This is a genomic window from Stenotrophomonas sp. NY11291, assembly GCF_023277365.1.
Taxonomy (GTDB): Bacteria; Pseudomonadota; Gammaproteobacteria; order Xanthomonadales; family Xanthomonadaceae; genus Stenotrophomonas; species Stenotrophomonas geniculata.
This window is the reverse complement of sequence record NZ_CP096975.1, coordinates 3,356,272-3,379,479: the sequence shown is the minus strand read 5'-3', so window position 1 is coordinate 3,379,479 and position 23,208 is coordinate 3,356,272. Positions and strand designations below refer to the sequence as shown.

The following is a 23,208-nucleotide window of genomic DNA, read 5'->3' as shown; positions in this document are numbered from 1 at the left end:
GGCTCAGGCCATGCAGCCGAGCATGGGCTCGGCTCTACATGGGTGCGGACCCCGGTCCGCACGCTTTATAGTGTCGCCCATGAATAAACGGGCCAAGGGCGCAAAGCGCCCGCTCACCTATCTGTCCGCCGCACTGCTCGCCTTGGCCAGCAGTTCGGCGCTCGCCCTGGGGTTGGGTGACATCCGGGTCCTGTCCAAGCCGGGCCAGCCCCTGCTGGCTGAAATCCCGGTGGTCTCGGCCGATCCGTCCGAGCTGGAAAACCTGCGGGTGGCGCTTGCCTCACCGGTCACCTTCGAACGTGTCGGCCTGCAGCGGCCAACCGGACTGGTCAGTGAACTGCAGTTCGAACTGACCCGCGACACGCAGGGCAGGGCAGTGGTGCGCGTCACCTCGCACGCGCCGGTGGAGACGCCGTCGCTGAGCTTCCTGATCGAAGCCGACTGGGGTCAGGGCCGCCTGGTGCGTGAGTACTCGGCGCTGGTCGATGCGCCGCCCAGTGCGCTGGCCGTGGCCGAGCCGGAGATCGTCGCACCGGCCGGCACGCTCTCCAATACCATCGTGCGCGAACCTGCACCGGCTTCGGCAACGGTGCCGGCAGCAGAGACGCCCACTACGCCGCCATCTGCGGTGGTGCCTGCACCGGCACGCCCGCGTGCGGCCTCCGCGCCGGTTGCTGCACCGGCGGCCGATGGCAGCATCACCGTGCAGCGCGGGCAGACCCTGTCGCAGATCGCCAGTGCAGTGGCACGTGGCAACCAGGTCAGTCGCGACCGCGCGATGATCGCCCTGCTGCGTGCCAATCCCGAAGCCTTCATCCGGGGCAACGTCAACCTGCTCAAGCAGGGGGCGGTGCTGCGCATGCCAGGCAGCGATGCGCTTGCTGCGGTCGACGCTGCCGAAGCGGCGGCGCTCGTGCGCGAGCACGCTGCGCAATGGCGGCAGGCGCGTACCGTGCCGCAACCCGCGGGTACCGTCGCCCCGGTCGCCAAGGCCGCAACCACGAACGCTTCTTCCCCGCCTGCCGCCAACGGGGCACGACTTGAGATCGCTCCGGCGCTGGCGTCCGACGCCGCGCACGCGGGCACAACCACCGGCACCGCTGCCGGCAGCGAGGGTGACATGCTGGGCAACGAACAACTGCGCCAGGCGCGTGAGGACATCGCCACCCGCGATGCCGAGATCGGCGAGCTGAAGCAGCGCGTGGCCGACCTTGAGAAACTCAAGGAACAGCAGCAGTCGCTGATCGCGATGAAGGACAACGACCTGGCCGCCGCGCAGCAGCGCCTGGCGCAGGCACCGGATGCCCGCGATGCGGCAACGCCGTGGTACTGGCTGGGGCTGCCGGTACTGCTGCTGGCGGCGGGCGCGGCCTGGCTGCTGCGTCGTCGCAAGCCGTCGCCGCTGCCGCCGCTGCGTGAGGAAGACGATGCCGCCGGCCTGACCGCGGCGGTGCCGGCGGGTGCGGCGCTGGATACGCTGGCCGAGCAGTCCTCATGGTCGTCGGCTGTTGCCGACAATGGCCGCCAGGAACCGGCGATGCCCGCCTGGGCCACCGAAACCGAAGTGCATGACGTGGTGGTCGCCGAACCCGTTGCCGAGGACCTGGCGCGGGCCGGCTGGCAGACCGACACGCTGCGCGAGGAGGACGCGGTGGCATTGCCCGAAGCGGTGACCGATCTGCCGCGCTGGGACGATCCCGCAACCACCGGCGACGAGGGTGTCGTCGCCGAGCCGCTGCAGGACGAGCGCGTTGCACCGCAGGCGCCGGTCGAAGTGGTGGTGCCGGACTACGCACTGCATGCCGAACAGCAGCCGCAGTTCCGCGGCGTGTTCGATCTGCCGGCCGACGCGCATGAGAACGAGGCTCCGGTGGACGCCGCCCGTCGCGAAGCCATCGACGGCATCGACCATGGCGCCGTCGAGGCCTCTCATTCCGACGACATCGCGTCGAGCGCGGCTGCGCCTGCCGGCGACGCGGGCTGGTCGCCACGTGCCGGCCAGGAGCGCCTGGAACTGGCCATTGCCTACCTCGATCTGGGCGACGCACAGACCGCGCGCACCCTGTTGCTGGAAGTCGCCGAAGGCGGCGACCTGCACAGCCAGGCCCAGGCCCGCGAACTGCTGGCGCGCCTGCCGTGACCGAACCTGCCGACAAGGGCCTTGCCATGAGCCGCGAACGCCGCATCGACTACGTTGAATTCGCGTCCAGCGACCCGGCCGCCAGCCGCGCCTTCTTCGAGAAGGTGTTCGACTGGTCGTTCGTCGACTACGGCAGCGACTACACGGCGTTCGACGATGGCCGCCTGCAGGGCGGCTTCTTCCGTGGCCAGCCGCAGCGGGCCAGCGACAGCGGTGCACCGCTGCTGGTGCTGTATGCCGACCAGTTGGCACCGGTCGAGGCCGCCGTGCGCGACGCCGGCGGCGAGATCGTGCGCCCGGTGTTCTCCTTCCCCGGTGGCAGCCGCTTCCAGTTCGTCGAGCCCGGTGGCAACGAACTGGCGGTCTGGTCCGAACGCGATCCGGCCTGAGCGCCGCCCCATCCGCAACATCGAGGTAGCACATGCGTTATGCGCTTGGCGTCGAGTACGACGGCAGCGATTTCAGGGGCTGGCAGAACCTGGGCGAGGGTGGTCCCAGCGTGCAGGCCAGCCTCGAGCAGGCCCTGTCATCGGTGGCTGATGCGCCGCTGCAGGTGGTCTGCGCCGGCCGCACCGATGCCGGCGTGCATGGCCAGTGCCAGGTCGTGCATTTCGATACCGACGTGGTGCGCGATCCGCGCGCCTGGATGCTCGGCACCACCACCCGCCTGCCGCGCTCGATCGCGGTGCGCTGGTGCGTGCCGGTGGCCGATGATTTCCACGCCCGCTTCTCCGCACGTGCGCGCCGCTACCGCTATCGGCTGCTCAACCGTGAGGTACGGCCGGCACTGGACCGGCAGACCCTGAGCTGGGAGCGCCGGGCGCTGGACGAGACCCTGATGCACGCCGCCGGCCAGGCCCTGCTTGGCGAGAACGACTTCAGCGCGTTCCGTTCGGTGCAGTGCCAGGCGCTGCATGCGCGGCGTGAACTGCAGTCGTTGCAGGTCAGCCGCGATGGCGAAGTGATCGAAGTCGCAGTACGTGGCAATGCATTTCTTCATCACATGGTCCGCAATATCGTCGGATCGTTGATCCTGGTGGGCAGCGGTGAAAAACCGGTGGAATGGATCGCCGAACTGCTGGCCGGGCGCGACCGCACCGTAGCTGGTCCCACCGCACCGCCGCAGGGCCTGGTGTTCCTTGGGCCCCTGTACCCCGACAACTGGCATCTGCCCGCCGAGGTCACGCTATGAGCCGTTCCTACTACCGTACGCGCATCAAGTTCTGTGGAATGACCCGTGCCGGCGACGTCCGCCTGGCCGGTGAGCTGGGCGTGGACGCAGTGGGTTTCATCTTTGCCCGCGAGAGCAGCCGCCGGGTCGCACCGGCTGAGGCCCGCGCGATGCGCCAGGCGATCGCACCGATGGTCGACGTGGTGGCGCTGTTCCGCAACAACAGCAAGGAAGAAGTGCGCGAGGTCCTGCGCACGGTGCGGCCGACCCTGCTGCAGTTCCACGGTGAGGAAGACGAGAGCTTCTGCCGCAGCTTCAACATGCCTTACCTGAAGGCGATCGCCATGGGGGGTCGTGAAGAGGTCAACGCCCGCACCCTGCAGCTACGCTATCCCAGCGCTGCCGGCTTCCTGTTCGACAGCCACGCCCCGGGTGGTGGCGGCGGCACCGGCGTGGCATTCGACTGGGGCCGCGTTCCGACCGGATTGCACCGGCCGTTCCTGCTGGCCGGTGGCCTGAACCCGGAAAATGTCTACGACGCCGTGCTGGCGACGCTGCCGTGGGGCGTGGACGTCTCCAGTGGCATCGAACTGGAGCCGGGCATCAAGGACGGCTACAGGATGCGCACCTTCGTCGAGGAAGTGCGTCGCGCGGATTGCACCGTTCTGGAGTGATCCGCGTCACCTGGGTGTGATGGGAGTCACGCTTCCGGGTAATTCAGGTTCCAGCGCCAAAAAGTCGACACCCCCCGAACATCTGATCGGACACAATGCGCCCAGCCTTACCTGGCCGGGTGCGATGCCGTGTGCGTGTCGCTGGCCGCACCCTTGAGATATGCCCTACCTTTCGAACGAGGACGCAATGGATATGCCCCATCTTTCTTCCCACCGTCTCCGCCTGGCCCGCCTGACGCTCGTGCCCGGCCTGCTGCTCGCCTTGGGCGCATGTGCGGCCGGTGACTCATCCGTCCCGACAGCGTCGGCACCGGCCGCTGCAGCACCGGCGGCCGCACCTGCCGCAGCGCCGGCCACGGCTCCGGCTGCCGACGGCCTGGCTGCGCTGATCCAGGCCAGTGGCGTGAAATGCAGCAACGCCAGTACGGGCAGCGGCTGCACGGCCGGTGATGTGGACAGCGGCGATTTCTACGATGTTGAACTGTCGCCGGACTGTGGCGACCAGGGTTTCTTCGCCGGCGTAGCCGACGCCAAAGGCGTGGAAACGTTGAATGCGGTGCCATCCACCGGCAGCAAGGCCAGCGTGACCGCGAAGCTGTCGAAGGGGCAGCTGGTCTGCGTGCAGGGCATCGGGCGCACCGGACAGAATCCCCTGTTCTATTACGTCGTTGCGGTTCCCGCCGCGACGGTCGGCAAGTGCAAGGGCAACACGTTGTGTGACACCTATGGCGACAGGCCGATCACTGGCTTGGCCAGCACAGGGGGCGAGGCCTGCCATGCGGCGGCGCCGGGACGTTACGCCGGGAACTGCGCACAGGGCTGGGTCAGTGCGGACGTGCTCGACGTGTTTTCCAACGGAATGTAATCACCGCCAGGGGAGCGGTCCAATCAACCACTGGCAAAGGAACAGCTCATGTCGGATCCAAAAATCACCCGGCTGGTCAGCAGCGTAGGTACCACGCGCACGCTGGAAATGGACGATGGCAGTGTCATCGAACGATCAGGTGGCAGCGTCTCGTGGCGCAACAACAATCCTGGCAATCTCAAGTTTGAATTCGCCGGCAGCGCGGACAAGACGGTGACCAATCCGCGTACCCGCGAGCAGGCGCTGGAATCGGCGCAGGGGCGCTACAAGGGCGTGGTCGATCTCGACCAATGGGGCAACGCGGTCTTCGAAAGCTATGAAGCGGGCCGGGTGGCGAAGATCCAGCTGCTCGAACGCCGGTTCGGCGACAAGACCGTGGAGGAAATGCTGCCGAGCTACTCCACGAAGGATTACAGCGGCACCACCCACCACAAGGAGCAGGCGGCCACCATCTATGCCGAAGGCGATCGCCAGGGTGTCGATCTGCGTTCGAAGACCGTCGGCCAGATGAGCGTGCGCGAGCGTGAAGTGCTGGCCGACGGCATTCGCCGTTTCGAGGGCTGGCAGCCGGGTGAGGTTGCCACGCAGCAGCCACCCACGCGCGCACAGGCGGCCACGCCCGTGCAGGCCCAGGCCCAAACGCAGGTACAGACGCCTTCGGCAGCTGCGCCCGCGGCGGGCCAGACCGCGGCTGCAGTCGGCAGTGCCGCGCTCTACAACGAGGCCTATCAGCATTTCATGGCCTCGGGCCGCCAGTACGAATACGGGCGCCCCGACCATCCGCGTCCCGGTCGCGACAGCAGCCGGCTGGAGCGTGATCTCGATGGTGACGGACGCTTGGGCGTGGATTGCTCGGCATTCGTATGGCGTGGCCTGAAGAACGCGGGTTACGACGTGCGTGGCGAGAACGCCGCAGGGTTCACTACCTCGACGCTGTTCAATGGCGCGAACACGACCGCTTACGCACGCGAGCATTTCGACGTGACCTCGGCTGCCGAAGCACGCAAGCCGAACGGATCGCTGAAGCAGGGCGACATCCTGATGTTCTCCTCGTCGCAGGGCCAGCATGTCGGTATTTTCAAAGGCTACGACGCGCAGGGAAACATCCAGTTCATCGGTTCGCAGGGAAGCACGGGGCCGGCCGAAGTCACCATCCGGCCGGGCGGGTACTGGGATGGCGGAAGCACCCGCATCGTTGGTGCGCTGACACCGAAGCCGGAATTCCAGGTGCGCGCGCCGCTGCATGGCAATGGCGAACCTGCGCTGTCCCGGCCTGGCGCCACCGTGCAGCCGGCTGCATCACACCCGGCGGCCAGCGAGGTGATGAAGCAGGGGCAGCGTGGCACCGACGTGCAGGCGTTGCAGCAGACCCTCAATCAGCTCGGCGTGCGTGATGCGCAGGGCCATCGGTTGTCGGAGGATGGCCGTTTCGGTGACCACACCCGCGAAGCGGTGATCGCGTTCCAGAAGCAGCAGGGGCTGGCGGCCGATGGAATTGTCGGTCGCCAGACCACTGCCGCACTGGCGGCGGGCCGTGCGCAGGGCCATGAACCTGCAGCGGCTGCGCCGAAGGGGCCGTCGCTGAACGATGCATCGCATCCGGACCACGCACTGCACAACGCCGTCCGCAGCAAGCTTCCCAGCGTGTTTTCCGAAGAGGCTGCGGCCAATATCACCCTGCATGCAAAGCAGAACGGTATCGACGCGGCCGACAAGCTGCAGAGCATCACGGTGCAGGATGGCAAGGCGTTCGTGATGGGCACGACGCCGGGCTTCCGCACCGCTGTCGATCTGGCCCAGGCGCCGCCGTCGCTGGAGCAGACCAGTGCCAAGCTGCTGGCAGATCCGTCGCACCAGCAGCAGGTGCATGAGGAGCAGCAGCGGGTCGCGATGGGCGGTCGCTGAGGCCTGCGTTGCCGGCTCCGGGAGGTGAATGCCGCCCGGGGCCTCGTCTCATCGCAGTTGCGCTGCTGCCCACTCGGCCAGGGCGTCCACCCTTGCATCGGCCGGGCCATCCGGCCGCGCCAGCACCCAGAAGCCGCCGGTGGCGGCAAACCCCCACGGTGCGACCAGCCGGCCTGCTGCCAGATCTTCGGCTACCAGCGGCTCGGGCGCGATCGCCGGGCCCAGCCCGGCGACTGCTGCTTCCAGCAGGTAATAGAGATGTTCGAAAGCGGTGCCCAGCTGCAGCTTTGCTGGGTCCAGGCGATGTGCCTGCGCCCATGCCGGCCACGCCTGTGGCCGCGAGCTGGTGTGCAGCACTGTTTCCTGCAGCAGTGCCGAGGGCGGTGCCTGCCGCAGGCGCTGCGCCGCCGGATGTGACGGGGCCACCACCACGCCAACCCGCTCCGGTGCCAGCTCGCGGACCTGCCAGCCCCGTGGCCACGGACCCTGCGCCAGCAGCAGCACGGCGTCCAGCGCCGCCTGCGCTTCGGTGAAGCTGCCATCCAGCGCCGACCACTGCAGGCGCACGCCGGGCAGGGCGGCCTGCAGCACGGGCAGGCGCGGAATCATCCAGCGCGCCAGTACGCTGCCGCTGCAGCCCAGTACCAGTGCTGGGGAGGCCGCTGGCCGGCGCAGCTCGCGCACGCAGTCCTCGATCCCGCCGAAGGCCTCGCTGCACGCCGCCTGCAGGCGGGTGCCGGCCGCTGTCAGGCGCAGCCCGCGGCCGGCACGCTGGAACAGTGCCAGGCCCAGGTGATCCTCCAGCAGCTTCAGTTGCCGGCTGACCGCACCGTGGGTGACATGCAGGTCCTGTGCGGCGCGGCCCACGCCACCGAGGCGTGCGGTGGCCTCGAACGCGCGCAGTGCATTGAGCGGCGGAAGCAGGGAACGGCTCATGTGAGATTTCCTGACGATATGCGCCAGATAATATCCATTTTCCGGTCACGACCCGTGCGCTAGAGTATCCACCTGTCTGAACCACCGGTCGTATCCATGTCTGCCTCCCCCATTGCCGACTACCACGCCTTCCCGGATGCCCAGGGCCACTTCGGCCGCTACGGCGGCAGCTTCGTTGCCGAAACCCTGGTCGGCCCGCTGCAGGAACTGGCCCAGGCCTATGACCAGGCCCGCCAGGACCCCGAATTCCAGGCGGCCTATGACCGCGACCTGGCGCATTATGTGGGCCGGCCGAGCCCGATCTATCACGCCCAGCGCCTGAGCGATCACGTCGGCGGCGCGCAGATCCTGCTCAAGCGCGAGGACCTGAACCACACCGGCGCGCACAAGATCAACAACACCATCGGCCAGGCGCTGCTGGCCGCGCGCATGGGCAAGAAGCGCATCATTGCCGAGACCGGTGCCGGCCAGCATGGCGTGGCCAGTGCCACGGTTGCCGCGCGCCTGGGCCTGGAATGCGTGGTGTACATGGGCGCCACCGACATCGAGCGGCAGAAGATCAACGTCTACCGCATGAAGCTGCTGGGCGCGACGGTGGTACCGGTCACTTCCGGCTCGGCCACCCTGAAGGACGCGCTCAACGAAGCGATGCGCGACTGGGTGACCAACGTGCAGGACACCTTCTACATCATCGGCACCGTGGCCGGCCCCGATCCGTACCCGCGCATGGTGCGTGACTTCAACGCCATCGTCGGCCGCGAAGCGCGTGAGCAGATGCTGGCCGAATACGGTCGCCTGCCCGATGCGATCACCGCCTGCGTGGGCGGCGGCAGCAATGCCATCGGCCTGTTCCATGCCTTCCTCAACGATCGCCAGGTCGAGATCGTCGGCGCCGAAGCTGCCGGTGATGGCATCAGCACCGGTCGCCATGCCGCCTCCATCGCGGCGGGTCGCCCCGGCGTGCTGCACGGCAACCGCACCTATGTGCTGTGCGACGACGACGGCCAGATCATCGAGACCCACTCGGTGTCGGCCGGCCTGGACTACCCGGGCGTCGGCCCGGAGCACGCATTCCTGGCCGATACCGGTCGTGCACGGTACCTCGGCATCACTGACGAGGAAGCGCTGCAGGCTTTCCACCTGCTGGCGCACACCGAAGGCATCCTGCCGGCACTGGAATCCAGCCATGCGCTGGCGCAGGCGATCAAGCTGGCGCGTGAGCGTCCGCGTGACCAGATCGTGCTCTGCAATCTGTCCGGCCGTGGCGACAAGGACGTGCATACCATCGCCGCGCGCGAAGGGCTGGTGCTGTGAGCGCGCTGCTGCGGAACAGTGGCGTGCTGCTGCTGGCACTGGGGTTGGCCGCGTGCCAGCCGCCGGAGCCGCCGGTGCTGGCACCGGCCGCCAAGGCCACCACGCAGCCTGTGCAGCAGGCTGCCAACGATGATCTTGACCCGATGGCGCGTACGCCCATTGTCGATGCCCCCTCCGAAGAAGGGACGAGCGGCGATGACGCGCCCGCGGTGGCTTCGGTGGCACTGGACCATGCCGGTGACGTGCTGGTTGGCCAGCACATGACTGACCTGAAGGCGCTGGGTCCCTGGAAGGCGCAGGGCGCGAAGGAATTCTTCGAAGGCGACTGCGAGTACTACGACGGCAAGGGGCTGCCGCCGGGCGTGTCGATGATGACCGACGACGACCGCGTGGTCCGTTTTGATCTTAAGCCGGGCGATGAGCCGGAACTGCCGGTCGAACAGCCGGGGCCGTTCGGCCTGCGCATCGGCATGACCCGAGCCCAGGCCGTGGCCCAGTTCCCGAAACCGCCGGTGTCCAGCCCGCATGCCTACGACGGTGACCAGGGCGAGTACCTCACCTGGCAGGACCCGGGTTCGGACCTGGGCATCCGCCTGGAACTGTTTGAAGGGAAGGTCACCCGGATGTACTGGGGGACCAGCGATGCGATTGAACTGATTGAAGGATGTGCCTGAGATGCCTGTATCCCGACTCGATGCCTGTTTCCAGCGACTGCGCGAGCAGCAGCGCAAGGCGCTGATTCCCTTCATCACTGCCGGTGATCCCTCGCTGGAGGCCACCGTGCCGGTGATGCACGCGCTGGTCGATGCCGGTGCCGACGTGATTGAACTGGGCGTGCCGTTCTCCGACCCGATGGCCGACGGCCCGACCATCCAGCGCAGCTCCGAGCGTGCGCTGGCACGCGGGGCGGGCAGCCGCTACGTGCTGCAGGCCGTGGCGCAGTTCCGCGAGCGCGATGCGCAGACCCCGGTGGTGCTGATGGGCTACCTGAACCCGGTGGAGATCCACGGTTACGCGGACTTCGCCAAGGCCGCCGTGGACGCAGGCGTGGACGGCGTTCTGCTGGTCGACCTGCCACCGGAAGAAGCCGGTGAAGCGCAGCAGGCCTTTGATGCAGCGGGCCTGGCACTGGTCCTGCTGGCCTCGCCGACCACCAGCGAAGCGCGGGCCGACAAGCTGTTGGCACTGGCCCGTGGCTACCTCTACTACGTCAGCTTTGCCGGTGTCACCGGCGCGTCCGAGCGGCTGGACAGTGATGCTGCCAGCGCCCGCCTGCAGGCCCTGCGTGCGCGCGCGTCGGTGCCGGTGGTGGCTGGCTTCGGCATCAAGGATGCCGCCAGTGCGGCGGCGATGGCGCGCCAGGCCGATGGCGTGGTGGTCGGCAGCGCTCTGGTGGCGGTGCTGGCCGAAGCGGGCTCGGCTGAAGAGGCCGCGCAGCGCGCTGGAGCCTTCCTGGCCCCGCTGCGGCAGGCGCTGGATGCGTAACGGTGGTGCCGGCCGCTGGCCGGCATCCTCCTGACGGCTCGCATGCAAGGGCTGCCGGCCAGCGGCCGGCACGACCCAGCACCTAAACGTACGTCCCAGCATGGTTTTTTCAGGCTGCCCCGTGGCCGGCAAGGGGGTGCACGGGCGGGGAAAGCGGAGCTAGACTGTCCGCCTTTGCGGCCCTTGGGCCGCCCTGAACGGAAGTGTCCTCCCGCATGAGTTGGCTCAGCAAGTTGATGCCGTCCGGCATCCGCACCGACAACACCCCCAGCAAGAAGCGCAGTGTCCCCGAGGGCCTGTGGGAAAAGTGCAGCAACTGCGGCAGCGCGTTGTACCGTCCGGAACTGGAAGAGAATCTGGAGGTCTGCCCGAAGTGCGGCCACCACATGGCGATCCGCGCGCGCGCGCGCCTGGCCGCCCTGTTCGACGCCGACAGCACCACCGAGATCGGTGCGCGCCTGGGGCCGACCGACCTGCTCAAGTTCAAGGACCAGAAGAAGTACAGCGAGCGCATCAAGATCGCGCAGAAGAACACCGGCGAATATGACGCGCTGATCGCCATGCGCGGCCTGCTCAAGGGCCGTGCGCTGGTGGCCTCGTCGTTCGACTTCGCCTTCATGGGCGGCTCGATGGGCTCGGTGGTGGGGGAGCGTTTCGCGCTGGCCGCCGAAACCGCAGTCGAGATCGGTGCCCCGTATGTGTGCTTCTCGCAGAGTGGCGGCGCGCGCATGCAGGAAGGCCTGTTCTCGCTGATGCAGATGGCCAAGACCTCGGCCGCGCTGGGCAAGCTGCGTGAAGCTGGCCTGCCGTACATCTCGGTGCTGACCCACCCGACCACCGGTGGCGTGTCGGCCTCGTTCGCAATGCTGGGCGACATCAACATCGCCGAACCGCAGGCACTGATCGGCTTTGCCGGCCCGCGCGTGATCGAGCAGACCGTGCGCGAGAAGCTGCCGGAAGGCTTCCAGCGTTCGGAGTTCCTGCTGGAGCACGGTGCCATCGACCAGATCTGCGACCGCCGCGAGATGCGCGACCGCCTGTCCGATCTGCTGGCGATGCTGGGCCGTCAGCCGGCGCCGGAGGTGGCTTGATGGGAGGCCGCAAGTACTTCGGTACTGATGGCATCCGTGGGCGGGTCGGCCAGGGCGTGATCTCGGCCGACTTCGTGCTGCGCCTGGGCAACGCCCTGGGCCGTGTCCTGGTCGCCCAGCGCGGCCAGGACGGGCGCAGGCCGATCGTGGTGATCGGCAAGGACACCCGCATTTCCGGTTACATGTTCGAAGCGGCTCTGGAAGCAGGCCTGGTGGCCGCCGGTGCCGACGTGCAGCTGCTCGGCCCGATGCCGACCCCGGCGGTGGCGTTCCTGACCCGTACGCTGGGTGTGGACGCCGGCATCGTCATCAGCGCCTCGCACAACCCGCATTACGACAACGGCATCAAGTTTTTCTCCGCCCAGGGCGAGAAACTCGACGACGCCACCGAACTGGCCCTGGAAGCGGCGCTGGACATTCCGTTCACCACCGCCGAATCGGAGAAGCTGGGCAAGGCGTCGCGCGCGCGCGAAGCGGTCGGCCGCTACATCGAGTTCTGCAAGGCCAGCGTGCCGCGCGCGTTCGACCTGCGTGGCGTGCGCCTGGTACTGGATTGCGCACACGGCGCCACCTACCAGATCGCACCGCTGCTGTTCCGCGAACTGGGTGCCGAAGTGATCGGCATCGGGGCCGAGCCCAATGGCGTCAACATCAACGCCGGCGTGGGCTCCACCCACATCGACAACCTGGCGGCCAAGGTCCGCGAGACCCGCGCCGATCTTGGCATCGCCTTCGATGGTGATGGCGACCGTGTGCTGATGGCCGACGACCAGGGCAACCCGGTCGACGGCGATGACCTGCTGTACATCCTGGCCCGCGCCTGGAAGGACGAAGGCCGCCTGCGCGGCCCGGTGGTCGGCACGCTGATGAGCAACTACGGTGTGGAGAAGGCCTTCGCCGATCTGCAGATCCCGTTCGTGCGCAGCAACGTCGGTGACCGCTACGTGCACCAGGCATTGGTCGAGGGCGGTGGTGTACTCGGTGGCGAAGCCTCGGGCCACTTGCTGTGCCTGGACCGGGCCACCACCGGCGATGGCATTGTCAGCGCCCTGCAGGTGCTGGTCGCGCTGCGCAACAGTGGGCAGACCCTGCGCCAGGCACTGAAGGGCCTGGTACGGGTGCCGCAGAAGACCGTCAACGTGCGCCTGGGCAATGTCTCGGCCAAGGCCACGGTGCAGTCTGAAAGCGTGCAGTCCGCGCTGGCTGTGGCGCAGCAGGCCGTAGCCGGCCGTGGCCGCGCGTTCCTGCGTCCGTCCGGTACCGAACCGGTGGTGCGGGTCACCGTGGAGGCCGATGACGCCACGCTGATGCAGCAGACGCTGGACCGCTTGTCCGCTGCGGTGCGTGATGCCGCCAGTTGAGGCGCCTGCCCGTCGGTACAGGAAAAAAAACGCCCCGGAATCCCGGGGCGTTCTCTGTTTGCGGGCAGGGCTGTGCCGCGCCTACGGCCCCGGCACCATCTTTTTCTGGCGTGCCTTGAACCCATTGAACAGCGGCGCGATCAGCGGGTTGTAACTCAGGCGGATGCGCTTGCGCAGCCAGTTGGCCGGCCGGTTGCGGATCGCGAAACGATAGATGCGTTCCGGGTCGCCGCCGATCACGTTGCGGCCGAACGGGTGGGTGGTGTGCAGGTAGCGGAAGCCCTGCTCGCGCGCCACTTCGATGTGATCCTGGTCGAAATCACCGTACGGCCAGCACAGCGTATCGGACACGTCGCCGAGCTTGTCCTGCAGGACTTCGCGCGAGATCGCCAGATCCCGGCTGAGGCCTGCGCGGCGCTGCGCACGGTCCAGATCGTCGCGGCGCAGCCAGCGGGTATGGGTATGGGTGTGGCAATGCACTTCGAAGGTGCCGGCGGCGATGGCCGCACGTGCTTCGCTCCAGCGCATCATCACATCGTCACTGCGGTCCTGCTCGTAGATCGCTGCTTCGCAGCTACGATGGTCCGGCGTCGGCGGCAGCGTCGCCCCGGCAATGCCCGCGTGCGGACGTTCCGGGCCTTCGCCCATCCAGCCGGTGACCACGAACACCACCGCATGCATGCCGTACTTCTGCAGGATCGGATGGGCATACACCCAGTTGTCGAGGTAGCCATCGTCGAAGGTGATGACGATCGACCTGCGCGGCACCGGCTTGCCGGCCAGGAAGCCTGCGTACTGGTCCAACGTCAGTGAGGTCCAGCCATTGCCTGCCAGCCACGCGATCTGGCTTTCGAAGTTTTCCGGCGACACGGTGATCATGCCCGGCGAGGGGCTGACATGGTGGTGCATCAGCACCGGAACGGTTCGCGCATTAGCCATGTCCCAGCTCCTTCAGCCACTGGTGGTAGTAGTGTTCGGTGGCTTCACCGTGGCCGTCCGGCGTGAAGCGATGTGCGCCGTGCATCCAGTCCCAGCCAGCGCGCCCCATCTGCCGCCGCCGTTCCGGGTCGTCCACCAGCAGGCGCAATGCACCTGTCAGGGCGGCATTGTCACCCAAACGGGTGAGGATCGCATTGCTGCCATCGACCACCATCTCCGGCACGCCACCCACTCGCGTGGCCACGATCGGTACGCCCACGTAAGCCGCTTCCAGGAACACGGTGCCGGCTGCTTCCTTGTGCGAGGCCAGTGCGAAGATGTCGAAGCCGGCCATCAGCCGGCAGGCTCCATCGCGGTAGCCGAGCAGGTGCACCTGGCGCTGCAGCCCGTGCTCGGCGCACATCGCCTGCAGTCGTTCCGCCACGGCCTGGCCATCGCCGACGATCACCAGGTGCAGGTCCGGGTTGGCCTTGCACAACGGCACCATCGCCTGCAGCAGGTCGGCGTGGCCCTTGGGCTCGCGCAGCACCGCCACGCAGCCGACCACGATGTCCTGTTCGCCGAAGCCGAGCTCGGCACGTACTTGCGCGCGCACCTCCTGCAGGCACTGCCAGGGGTCGGCCTTGCGGATCTCGCTCCAGCGCGGCGGAACCGCGATCGGCGGCACGATGCCGATGCGCTCGGTCGGAATGCCGCGGTCGGCCAGCAGCTGCTTGACGAAGCTGCTGACGGTCAATACCCGGTGTGGAAGCCCGGTATAGGTCAGCAGCGAATTGACCGGGCTCATCAGATGGCGCGAGCGCACCACCAGCGGCGTGCCGCCCAGGCGTGCACCGGCGGCGGCGATCAGCGCATCGCGGCGGCTGGTGGTATTGACCACGTCGTAATGTTCGCGGCGCACCAGTCGCGATACCGACCACACGCCACGCAGCAGGCGCGCCAGGCCTCCCATGCGCAGCGTATGCACGGTGAAACCGTCATCGCGTGCCAGTGTGGCCAGGCGCGCATCGGGCTGGCACAGCAACGACACCTCATGGCCACGCGCGCGCATCACCTGCATGTGCCGGAAGATGTAGATCTCCTGCCCGCCCATTCCCTTGGCGGCTTCGGTATGCAGGATGCGCAGCGGACGGTTCATGCAGGATCGGCCCTTGAAAATCAGCGGTTGCGGAAGCGGGTCAGCGCTTCCCATGCGGAGCGGATGGCGGAGGCGTCCGGAGCCTGCTGCGGCAGCGGGCGGTAGTGCCGGTCGAGCGCGGTGGCGTTGCCGAACTTGTCGAATACGTAGATGGCATCGCCATGGCGTACCGCGCGCTGCGACCAGCTCTCCACCACCAGCGCACGTTTGCCGGTGGTGGGTGCCGCCAGCAGGTCCTGGCCAGTACTGAAGTCGCTCAATGCGTTCTCGCAGCCCAGTGCGTGGCGCATCAACGTCGGCACCCAGTCCTCATGCGAACTGGTGCGCGCCTCATGGCCGCTGGCCTGGCCGGGCCAGTGCAGCACGAACGGCACCTGCAACTGGTAGTCGGAAAAATTGCCGTTGTGGCCCCAGTAGTTCAGCTTGAGGTCGTTGAACTCTTCGGCATGGTCACCGGTGACCAGCACGATGGTGTCGTCGGCCAGGCCTTGCGCGCGAAGGTCGTCCAGCAGCGAGCCGATCAGGCTGTCGGCGTAGTGCACGGCGGTGTGGTAGCGGTTGAGCTCCGGCGTCGGGTCGTGGTCCGGTCCGAAGGACAGGAAGTCGATCTCCTTGGCCATCGGTGTGGCCACCGGCGGGTAGCCGGTGGGCAGGTGGTAGCCGGCGTGGGTGGAGTCGAGGAACACGAAGCCGAACCACGGGCGCTGCGCGGCCTGGCTGGTGCGGATGTCGGTCTGCAGTGCGGCGACGATGGCTGCGTCACGCTTGTCGGGCGTCAGGGCGGAGGGGCCCTGGTGCAGCTGGTCGCGCACGTCGGCGAAGGCCGTGCGATCGAACTCCGGACTGTACAGCGGTGCACTGCCGTACAGGTGCAGGTCGTAGCCCTGCTGGCCCAGCACCTGGAACAGCTGCGAGCCGCGCTGTTCGTCCAGCATGCTCTGCCAGTAGCCGCCGGGGAGGCCGTAGAGCAGGCCGAACAGGCCGTAGCGGGTGGCATTGCCGGTGCTGAAATGCTGGTCGTACACGCGCGCGGTCCGGGCCAGTGCCGTCGTGTTGGGCATCAGCTCGGGGGTCATGGCGTCCTGACGCAGCGACTCCAGCACCACCATCAGCACATTCGGCCGGTGTGGGTTCTGGCAGCGCAGGGGGTGCAGCGGATACAGCAGCTGCGCATGGCGCGGGTCGGGCAGGCCGGCCTGCTGTTCGCTGATGACCCCGAGCCTGCGCATGAAGCTCTTGGCGGTGATCGGCTGTGCCCAGGGCAGGTAGTTCCACTGCGCGATGACGTCGCGGTCGCCGCGGGCATCGTAGTAGGCCGTGGCGACCTGGCCGCCGGCCATCAGCAGTGCAACCACGGCCCAGGCCTGCAGGACCCGGCGGCGGCGCGGCGGGGCAGGCAGCAGCTTCCAGCAGGCCCAGGCCAACAAGCCTTCGGCAGCGAAGATGGCGGCTACCAGCAGTCCGGCCTGCAGCCAGGTTTTCCACGACAACGCGACCTGGTCCTGCAGCGCACCGCCGAACACCATGTTCACGACCATGGCATTGAGGTGGAACCGATACAGAGTGAAAACCTTCGCATCAACCAGCAACAGGCACAGCCACAGGCCCTGCAGCAGCACGGCGCTGATGCTCAGCGTGCGTGCGCTGCGCGGCCACAGGCCCAGCAGCAGAGGCAGCAGGCCGGCAAGGGCGCCGAAGGCCAGCAGGTGGCCGGGCAGGGCGACGGCCAGATAGGCCAGGCCCACGCTGCCACCTGGGTTGTCGGCCAACGGCACGTTGCCGAGCGTGATCGCCATGGCCAGCAATGCGTTGCCGGCCACGAACAGCGACCACCAGGCCAGTCGTCGCCAATGGCGTGCCGGGCCGGAGGGCAGGGAGGTGTCGGCAGAAGGAGCAGCAGGACGCATGAAGGACGGAGGGGGCAGGTGGAACAGGGCGGGAGTCCCGGTTGTGACGGAATCGTTAATCCGCGCGCGGGTTGCGCATTGTATCGGTTTGTTTCTTCGTATCGAGTGGCGTCCCCGGGGCGATCTGTCACAATGTTCAGGTGGGCCATGAATGCGCTGGCCCTCCCAGACCCAACGACAAGCCAGGAACCGCTGTGAGCCAGATCCCCACCCTCGACATCACCCGTTTTGACAGCGACCGCGAGGCCTTCGTGGCCGAGCTGGGCGCGGCCTACCGCCAATGGGGATTCGCGGGCATCCGCAACCACGGCATCCCGCAGGCCGACATCGACGCTGCCTACGATGCCTTCAAGGCCTTCTTTGCCCTGCCGGAGGAGGTCAAGCGCAAGTACCACGTGGCCGGCAGCGGCGGCGCCCGCGGCTATACCCCCTTCGGCGTGGAGACCGCCAAGGGCTCCAAGCACTTCGACCTGAAGGAGTTCTGGCACATCGGTCGCGAGATCGCCGACGACTCCAAGTATCGTGACGTGATGGCGCCGAACCTGTGGCCGACCGAGGTCGAGGGCTTCCGTGAGCGCGGTTACGGGCTGTACCAGGCGCTGGATAATCTGGGTTCGCGCGTGCTGTCGGCGCTGGCCCTGCACATCGGCCTGCCGGAAGACTTCTTCGCCGACAAGACCAACTTCGGCAATTCGATCCTGCGCCCGATCCATTACCCGCCGATCACCACCGACGACATCCCGAACGTGCGTGCCGGTGCCCATGGCGACATCAACTTCATCACCCTGCTGGTCGGTGCCAGCGCCGCGGGCCTGGAAGTGCAGTCGCATGAGGGCGAGTGGGTGCCGTTTACGTCAGACGCGGACACGATCGTGGTCAACATCGGCGACATGCTGCAGCGCCTGACCAACCACGTGTATCCGTCGACGATCCACCGTGTGGTCAATCCTCCGGGTGAGCTGGCGCGCCAGCCGCGCTACTCGGTGCCGTTCTTCCTGCACCCGAACCCGGACTTCCTGATCGACGTGCTGCCGTCCTGCATCACCCCGGAGAACCCGAGCCGGTACCCGGAGGCGATCACCGCCCACGGCTTCCTCGAGGAACGCCTGCGCGAGATCAAGCTGAAGTAAAGAGAAGTGAGGCCGCCGAAAGGCGGCCTTTTTCTTTGCAGGGTTGCACCCTGCACCCGCAGAGGCCGAAGCCAAAGCCAAGGCCCAAAGCCAGATCGGCTCTGGGTTTCTGCGTGTTGGGCGGGGCGGCGTGGGTTGGCAGGACACGCCGTGAACCCGTCCATGGGGGCTCGATGGCGCCATCCATGGCGCCAACGGTCCTGCCAACCCACACCGCCCCGCCTTCGACAGTCTCCCGGTGACGGTGGGTAGGTGTCGACCTTGGTCGACACGGTAGATCCACGCCATGCGTGGAGGAGATCTGTCAGATCGAAGCGGGGTAGGGGGCTGGTCCAGCCCGGCAGCCACCCGCAATGCCGCTTTTGCTTTTGATCTTCTTTTTCTTTCCGTGGCGGGCGGAACCGCCGGAATGTGTCAGGGGCCGGGCGGGCGGGGCTGGCGGGGGTGTCCGCGGCATGGATGCCGCGGCCAAGCCCCCAGGGAAGGGTTTACGGCGTCCCCCGCCATCCCCACCCGCCCGGCCAAGCCCACCCATCCAACCGGGCTCTCCGCGACCAACCTAACCAAGCCCCGCCACGAGGGGCCGCGCCGTTGGCTGAAAATCCATGTAACCGCTTACACGGAAACGGATTTTTGCCGTAACGGGTATCATGACCGGCTGACTTCACACAGGAGCCACCCGCTCATGCGCCGCAAGATCGTCGCCGGAAACTGGAAGCTGCATGGCAGCCGTCAATTCGCCAATGAACTGCTGGGGCAGGTGGCCGCCGGGCTGCCGCTGGAGGGGGTGGACGTGGTGATCCTGCCGCCGCTGCCCTACCTGGGGGAGCTGGTCGAGGACTTCGGCGAGGCCGGCCTGGCCTTTGGCGCACAGGACGTGAGCAGCAACGAGAAGGGCGCCTACACCGGCGAAGTCTGCGCGGCCATGCTGGTCGAGGTCGGGGCCCGCTATGGCCTGGTCGGCCATTCCGAGCGTCGCCAGTACCACCATGAAAGCAGCGAGCTGGTCGCACGCAAGTTCGCCGCCGCCCAGCACGCCGGCCTGGTGCCGGTGCTGTGCGTGGGCGAGACCCTGGAACAGCGCGAGGCCGGGCAGACTGAAGCGGTCATCGCCAGCCAGCTGGCGCCGGTGCTGGAGCTGGTCGGCGCGGCCGGTTTCGCCAAGGCCGTGGTCGCCTACGAGCCGGTCTGGGCCATCGGTACCGGCCGTACCGCCACCAAGGAGCAGGCGCAGCAGGTGCACGCGTTCATCCGTGGCGAAGTCGCGCGCATCGATGCTAGAATCGCTGATTCACTGCCCATTGTTTACGGCGGTAGCGTGAAGCCCGACAATGCCGGGGAACTGTTCGCGCAGCCGGATGTCGATGGTGGGCTGGTCGGCGGCGCCTCCCTGGTGGCCGCGGACTTCCTGGCCATCGCAAGGGCGGCGGCCGCGAACTAATCCTAGAAGTTTTGTCCGAGGGCGGTTTCCAATGCTGATGTTGATCCTCAATGTCGTCTACGTGCTGGTCGCTGTGGCCATGATCGCGCTGATCCTGATGCAGCGTGGTTCGGGTGCGGCGGCGGGTTCGGGCTTTGGTGCCGGTGCCTCGGGTACGGTGTTCGGTGCGCGTGGCGCCTCGAACTTCCTGTCCAAATCGACCAAGTGGCTGGCTGTCGTGTTCTTCGGCATCAGCCTCTTCATGGCCTGGTATGCCGGTCATGGCAGCCGCCCGGCGGCCGACCAGGATCTGGGCCTGATGTCCGCTCCGGCGGCCGTCGCTCCGGCGGCTCCGGCGGGCGAGCTGCCGGCCGTTCCGAAGGCCGATGCGGTCCCGGCCGCCCCGGTTCCGGCCGCGAATGTGCCGGCTCAGGCGGAATCTTCGGTTTCTGGTGAAGAAAAGCCTTCGGAAGGCTCCCAGAAAGACTGAAGCCGGTTACAATACGCGGCGCATCGGGAAGATAGTCTGATGTGATCGTTTGCCCAGGTGGCGGAATTGGTAGACGCACTACCTTGAGGTGGTAGCGACGCAAGTCGTAGGGGTTCGAGTCCCCTCTTGGGCACCATTTGTAAGTAAAGCGGGTTCGTCTGGCGCGCAAGGCGCCAGGCAGATTCCCGTCCACTCCCCCATGCCAAAGCGCCTGCAGGCGCGGCGGCAGAGGCAAGAGAGAATCGCTGTGCTGGCCGAATATTTGCCGTCTCTGCTGTTTCTGATCGTTGCCACCGGTATCGGCGTTACGCTGATGCTGGTTGGTCGATTCCTCGGTCCCCGCCGCCCCGATCTGGAAAAGCTGTCGCCGTACGAGTGCGGCTTCGAGGCCTTCGAAGACGCGCGCATGAAGTTCGACGTGCGCTACTACCTGATCGCGATCCAGTTCATCGTCTTCGACCTGGAAATCATCTTCATCGTGCCGTGGACCCAGGTCTTCATGGAGCTGGGTGCCCGTTCGCTCATCACCATGGGCCTGTTCGTCGGCATGCTGTTCCTCGGTTTCATTTACGTCTGGAAGAAGGGAGCGCTGGAATGGGAGTGATTCAGACTCTCGATGGCCTAATGAACAACCCCACGCCGGAAGGCCGGGTTGATGACATCCTGCGGCCGGAAGGCGACAACCCGCTGCTGGAAAAGGGCTTCGTCACCACCAGCGTCGATGCACTGCTGAACTGGGCGCGCACCGGCTCGATGTGGCCGATGACCTTCGGTCTGGCCTGCTGCGCGGTCGAGATGATGCACGCCGGCGCCGCGCGCCTGGACCTTGACCGCTACGGCGTGGTGTTCCGCCCGTCGCCGCGTCAGTCCGACGTGATGATCGTGGCCGGTACCCTGGTTAACAAGATGGCCCCCGCGCTGCGCAAGGTCTACGACCAGATGCCGGACCCGAAGTGGGTCATCTCGATGGGTAGCTGCGCCAACGGTGGCGGCTATTACCACTACTCCTATTCTGTGGTGCGCGGCTGTGATCGCGTGGTGCCGGTGGACGTCTACGTCCCGGGCTGCCCGCCGACCGCCGAGGCGCTGGTGTACGGGATCCTGCAGCTGCAGAAGAAGATCTGGCGTACACAGACCATCGCCCGCTGACCCCTTCACCTGACAAGAGCGCGCCAAGCCCCCATGGCAGAGCAAGCATCCTTCATCGACCGACTGTCCGCACGTTTCGCTGGTGCGAAAGTCATCGTGGTCGAACCCCGCGGCGAAGTGACGCTGGAAGTGCCTGCCGCCGAGTGGCACGCCACCGCCCTGGCGCTGCGTGACGAGTTTGGTTTCGAACAGGCCGTGGATCTCTGCGGCGTCGACTACCTTGGTTATGGCTCCGACGAATGGGACACCGCCGACGTGTCTTCTCAGGGCTTCAGTCGCGGCGTCGAAGGCAAGGCCCAGGGCCGCTTCGCGTGGGGCGAGTTCCCCACCGAGGAAAACGGCGCCGACGGTGCCCGCCCGCAGCACATGCCGACCCAGCGCTTCGCCGTGGTCGCCCAGCTGCGCTCGTACCAGCACAACCTGATGATGCACCTGCGGTGCTTCGCCCCTGACGAAGCGCTGCCGGTGGTGTCGTCGCTGACCAGCATCTGGCCGGGCCTGAACTGGTTCGAGCGCGAAGCGTTCGACCTGTACGGCGTGATCTTCGAAGGCCACCCGGACCTGCGCCGGATCCTGACCGACTACGGTTTCGTCGGCCATCCGTTCCGCAAGGACTTCCCGTTGATCGGCAATGTCGAAGTCCGCTACGACGAAGAAAAGAAGCGCGTGATCTACGAACCGGTCACCTCGGTGGAGCCGCGCGTCGGCGTGCCGCGCGTGATCCGCGACGACGCCCGTCTGCAGACCGCAGAAGGTGAGCGCGCGCAGGAGGCAGTGAAGTGAGCCACGTACACCAGGCCGGCGAAGCATTCGCCAGCAACGCCGCCGAAAGCCGGCAGGAAATCCGCAACTACACCATGAACTTCGGCCCGCAGCATCCGGCCGCGCACGGTGTGCTGCGCCTGATCCTGGAAATGGACGGCGAAACCATCATGCGCGCCGACCCGCACGTGGGCCTGCTGCACCGTGGTACCGAAAAGCTGGCCGAGTCCAAGCCGTTCAACCAGTCGATCGGCTACATGGATCGCCTGGATTACGTGTCGATGATGTGCAACGAGCACGCCTACGTGCGCGCGATCGAGACCCTGATGGGCATCGAGGCGCCGGAGCGTGCGCAGTACATCCGCACCATGTACGACGAAATCACCCGCATCCTCAACCACCTGATGTGGCTGGGCTCCAACGCGCTCGACCTGGGTGCGATGGCGGTGATGCTGTACGCCTTCCGCGAGCGCGAAGAGCTGATGGACTGCTATGAAGCGGTCTCCGGCGCGCGCATGCACGCGGCGTACTACCGTCCGGGCGGTGTCTACCGCGACCTGCCGGACCACATGCCGAAGTACAAGGAATCGCGCTGGCACAAGGGCAAGGCGCTGAAGCAGCTCAATGCTTCGCGTGAAGGCTCGCTGCTCGACTTCCTGGAGAACTTCACCGTCGAGTTCCCCAAGCGCATCGACGAATACGAAACCCTGCTGACCGACAACCGCATCTGGAAGCAGCGTACCGTCGGTATCGGCGTGGTCACTCCGGAACTGGCCCACCAGTGGGGCATGACCGGCGTGATGCTGCGCGGCTCGGGCATTGCCTGGGACCTGCGCAAGAAGCGTCCGTACGCCAAGTACGATGCCGTCGATTTCGACATCCCGCTGGGCAAGGAAGGCGACTGCTACGACCGTTACCTGGTCCGCGTTGCCGAAATGCGCGAATCCAACCGCATCATCAAGCAGTGCGTGGCGTGGCTGAAGGCCAACCCGGGCCCGGTGATGGTGAAGAACTTCAAGGTCGCTCCGCCCAAGCGCGAGGACATGAAGGACGACATGGAAGCGCTGATCCATCACTTCAAGCTGTTCAGTGAAGGCTATTGCGTGCCGGCCGGCGAGACCTATGCGGCAGTGGAAGCGCCCAAGGGCGAGTTCGGCTGCTACCTGGTCTCCGATGGCGCCAACAAGCCGTTCCGCGTGCACCTGCGCGCACCGGGCTTCGCCCACCTGTCCTCGATCGATTCGGTCGTGCGCGGCCACATGCTGGCCGACGTGGTGGCGATGATCGGTACCTACGACCTGGTGTTCGGCGAGGTTGACCGGTAATGCCGT

Annotated in this window: 22 protein-coding genes and 1 tRNA gene; 19 read left to right on the top strand and 4 right to left on the bottom strand. The window is 66.9% G+C overall.

Translation table 11 applies throughout. The annotated features are described in order from the left end of the window. Positions 1-79 precede the first annotated feature (79 nt). The 6 genes from M1L61_RS15865 to M1L61_RS15840 all read left to right on the top strand — a co-directional run bounded on the left by M1L61_RS15865 (position 80) and on the right by M1L61_RS15840 (position 6,755). Entirely contained in the window at positions 80-2,140 is a 2,061-nt protein-coding gene (locus tag M1L61_RS15865) for a FimV/HubP family polar landmark protein (RefSeq protein WP_248853764.1), read from the top strand. Between the two features lie 26 nt (positions 2,141-2,166). Further along, positions 2,167-2,529 carry a VOC family protein gene (locus tag M1L61_RS15860; RefSeq protein ID WP_032952441.1) on the top strand — a complete coding sequence of 121 codons (363 nt, stop codon included), beginning with the start codon at positions 2,167-2,169 and terminating at the stop codon, positions 2,527-2,529. Between the two features lie 32 nt (positions 2,530-2,561). After that, positions 2,562-3,332 (top strand): tRNA pseudouridine(38-40) synthase TruA, encoded by a 771-nt coding sequence (truA, locus tag M1L61_RS15855; RefSeq protein ID WP_010483055.1) that lies wholly within the window; start codon positions 2,562-2,564, stop codon positions 3,330-3,332. Beyond that, positions 3,329-3,985 (top strand): phosphoribosylanthranilate isomerase, encoded by a 657-nt coding sequence (locus M1L61_RS15850; RefSeq protein ID WP_010483057.1) that lies wholly within the window; start codon positions 3,329-3,331, stop codon positions 3,983-3,985. Before truA ends, M1L61_RS15850 begins: the two co-directional genes overlap by 4 nt. A 187-nt stretch (positions 3,986-4,172) precedes the next feature. Next, complete coding sequence (locus M1L61_RS15845) at positions 4,173-4,850, top strand: hypothetical protein (protein WP_099560516.1); 678 nt, start codon at positions 4,173-4,175, stop codon at positions 4,848-4,850. A gap of 48 nt (positions 4,851-4,898) precedes the next feature. Beyond that, entirely contained in the window at positions 4,899-6,755 is a 1,857-nt protein-coding gene (locus M1L61_RS15840) for a peptidoglycan-binding protein (RefSeq protein ID WP_010483061.1), read from the top strand. 48 nt (positions 6,756-6,803) lie between these two features. Here the strand turns inward: M1L61_RS15840 and M1L61_RS15835 are convergent, their stop codons facing one another. Next, the gene (locus M1L61_RS15835) at positions 6,804-7,691 is read right to left on the bottom strand and encodes a LysR family transcriptional regulator (protein ID WP_019336661.1); all 888 of its coding nucleotides are present in this window, start codon (positions 7,689-7,691) and stop codon (positions 6,804-6,806) included. Positions 7,692-7,787: 96 nt separating this feature from the next. Here M1L61_RS15835 and trpB point away from each other — a divergent pair, with 96 nt between their 5' ends. From trpB to glmM, 5 genes are all read left to right on the top strand, one after another. Continuing rightward, on the top strand, positions 7,788-9,005 hold the full coding sequence (gene trpB, locus M1L61_RS15830; protein ID WP_019336660.1) for a tryptophan synthase subunit beta: 1,218 nt from the start codon (positions 7,788-7,790) through the stop codon (positions 9,003-9,005). Beyond that, the gene (locus M1L61_RS15825) at positions 9,002-9,679 is read left to right on the top strand and encodes a hypothetical protein (RefSeq protein WP_043400989.1); all 678 of its coding nucleotides are present in this window, start codon (positions 9,002-9,004) and stop codon (positions 9,677-9,679) included. Before trpB ends, M1L61_RS15825 begins: the two co-directional genes overlap by 4 nt. A gap of 1 nt (position 9,680) precedes the next feature. Beyond that, positions 9,681-10,490, top strand: coding sequence for a tryptophan synthase subunit alpha (gene trpA, locus M1L61_RS15820; protein WP_248853763.1), 810 nt, complete (start codon positions 9,681-9,683; stop codon positions 10,488-10,490). 215 nt (positions 10,491-10,705) lie between these two features. Continuing rightward, a complete protein-coding gene (gene accD / locus M1L61_RS15815; protein ID WP_005410473.1) occupies positions 10,706-11,581 on the top strand; it encodes an acetyl-CoA carboxylase, carboxyltransferase subunit beta in 876 nt (291 codons plus the stop codon). Beyond that, complete coding sequence (gene glmM / locus M1L61_RS15810; protein WP_099560518.1) at positions 11,581-12,942, top strand: phosphoglucosamine mutase; 1,362 nt, start codon at positions 11,581-11,583, stop codon at positions 12,940-12,942. The genes accD and glmM overlap by 1 nt, the downstream gene beginning before the upstream one ends. A gap of 81 nt (positions 12,943-13,023) precedes the next feature. Here the strand turns inward: glmM and M1L61_RS15805 are convergent, their stop codons facing one another. From M1L61_RS15805 to M1L61_RS15795, 3 genes are read right to left on the bottom strand one after another with little or no spacing between them, the layout of a single operon-like run. Next, complete coding sequence (locus M1L61_RS15805) at positions 13,024-13,881, bottom strand: polysaccharide deacetylase family protein (protein WP_248853762.1); 858 nt, start codon at positions 13,879-13,881, stop codon at positions 13,024-13,026. Beyond that, entirely contained in the window at positions 13,874-15,019 is a 1,146-nt protein-coding gene (locus M1L61_RS15800; protein WP_248853761.1) for a glycosyltransferase family 4 protein, read from the bottom strand. Before M1L61_RS15800 ends, M1L61_RS15805 begins: the two co-directional genes overlap by 8 nt. Positions 15,020-15,039: 20 nt before the next feature. Further along, complete coding sequence (locus M1L61_RS15795; RefSeq protein WP_248853760.1) at positions 15,040-16,926, bottom strand: sulfatase-like hydrolase/transferase; 1,887 nt, start codon at positions 16,924-16,926, stop codon at positions 15,040-15,042. 194 nt (positions 16,927-17,120) lie between these two features. Between M1L61_RS15795 and M1L61_RS15790 the strand changes: the two genes are divergently transcribed. The 8 genes from M1L61_RS15790 to M1L61_RS15755 all read left to right on the top strand — a co-directional run bounded on the left by M1L61_RS15790 (position 17,121) and on the right by M1L61_RS15755 (position 23,202). Continuing rightward, a complete protein-coding gene (locus M1L61_RS15790) occupies positions 17,121-18,056 on the top strand; it encodes a 2-oxoglutarate and iron-dependent oxygenase domain-containing protein (RefSeq protein ID WP_010483082.1) in 936 nt (311 codons plus the stop codon). Positions 18,057-18,741: 685 nt separating this feature from the next. Next, positions 18,742-19,497 (top strand): triose-phosphate isomerase, encoded by a 756-nt coding sequence (tpiA, locus tag M1L61_RS15785; protein WP_010486422.1) that lies wholly within the window; start codon positions 18,742-18,744, stop codon positions 19,495-19,497. A 31-nt stretch (positions 19,498-19,528) separates the two neighbouring features. After that, on the top strand, positions 19,529-19,966 hold the full coding sequence (gene secG, locus M1L61_RS15780; protein ID WP_010486424.1) for a preprotein translocase subunit SecG: 438 nt from the start codon (positions 19,529-19,531) through the stop codon (positions 19,964-19,966). Between the two features lie 51 nt (positions 19,967-20,017). Next, positions 20,018-20,102, top strand: a tRNA-Leu gene (locus M1L61_RS15775). Between the two features lie 111 nt (positions 20,103-20,213). After that, the gene (locus tag M1L61_RS15770; RefSeq protein ID WP_010486426.1) at positions 20,214-20,570 is read left to right on the top strand and encodes an NADH-quinone oxidoreductase subunit A; all 357 of its coding nucleotides are present in this window, start codon (positions 20,214-20,216) and stop codon (positions 20,568-20,570) included. Beyond that, positions 20,561-21,115 (top strand): NADH-quinone oxidoreductase subunit B, encoded by a 555-nt coding sequence (locus M1L61_RS15765; RefSeq protein ID WP_005410463.1) that lies wholly within the window; start codon positions 20,561-20,563, stop codon positions 21,113-21,115. Before M1L61_RS15770 ends, M1L61_RS15765 begins: the two co-directional genes overlap by 10 nt. 33 nt (positions 21,116-21,148) lie before the next feature. Beyond that, positions 21,149-21,898 (top strand): NADH-quinone oxidoreductase subunit C, encoded by a 750-nt coding sequence (locus M1L61_RS15760; RefSeq protein WP_010486428.1) that lies wholly within the window; start codon positions 21,149-21,151, stop codon positions 21,896-21,898. Further along, positions 21,895-23,202, top strand: a complete 1,308-nt coding sequence (locus tag M1L61_RS15755) for an NADH-quinone oxidoreductase subunit D (protein WP_010486430.1) — start codon at positions 21,895-21,897, stop codon at positions 23,200-23,202. The genes M1L61_RS15760 and M1L61_RS15755 overlap by 4 nt, the downstream gene beginning before the upstream one ends. The last annotated feature ends 6 nt before the right edge of the window (positions 23,203-23,208 follow it).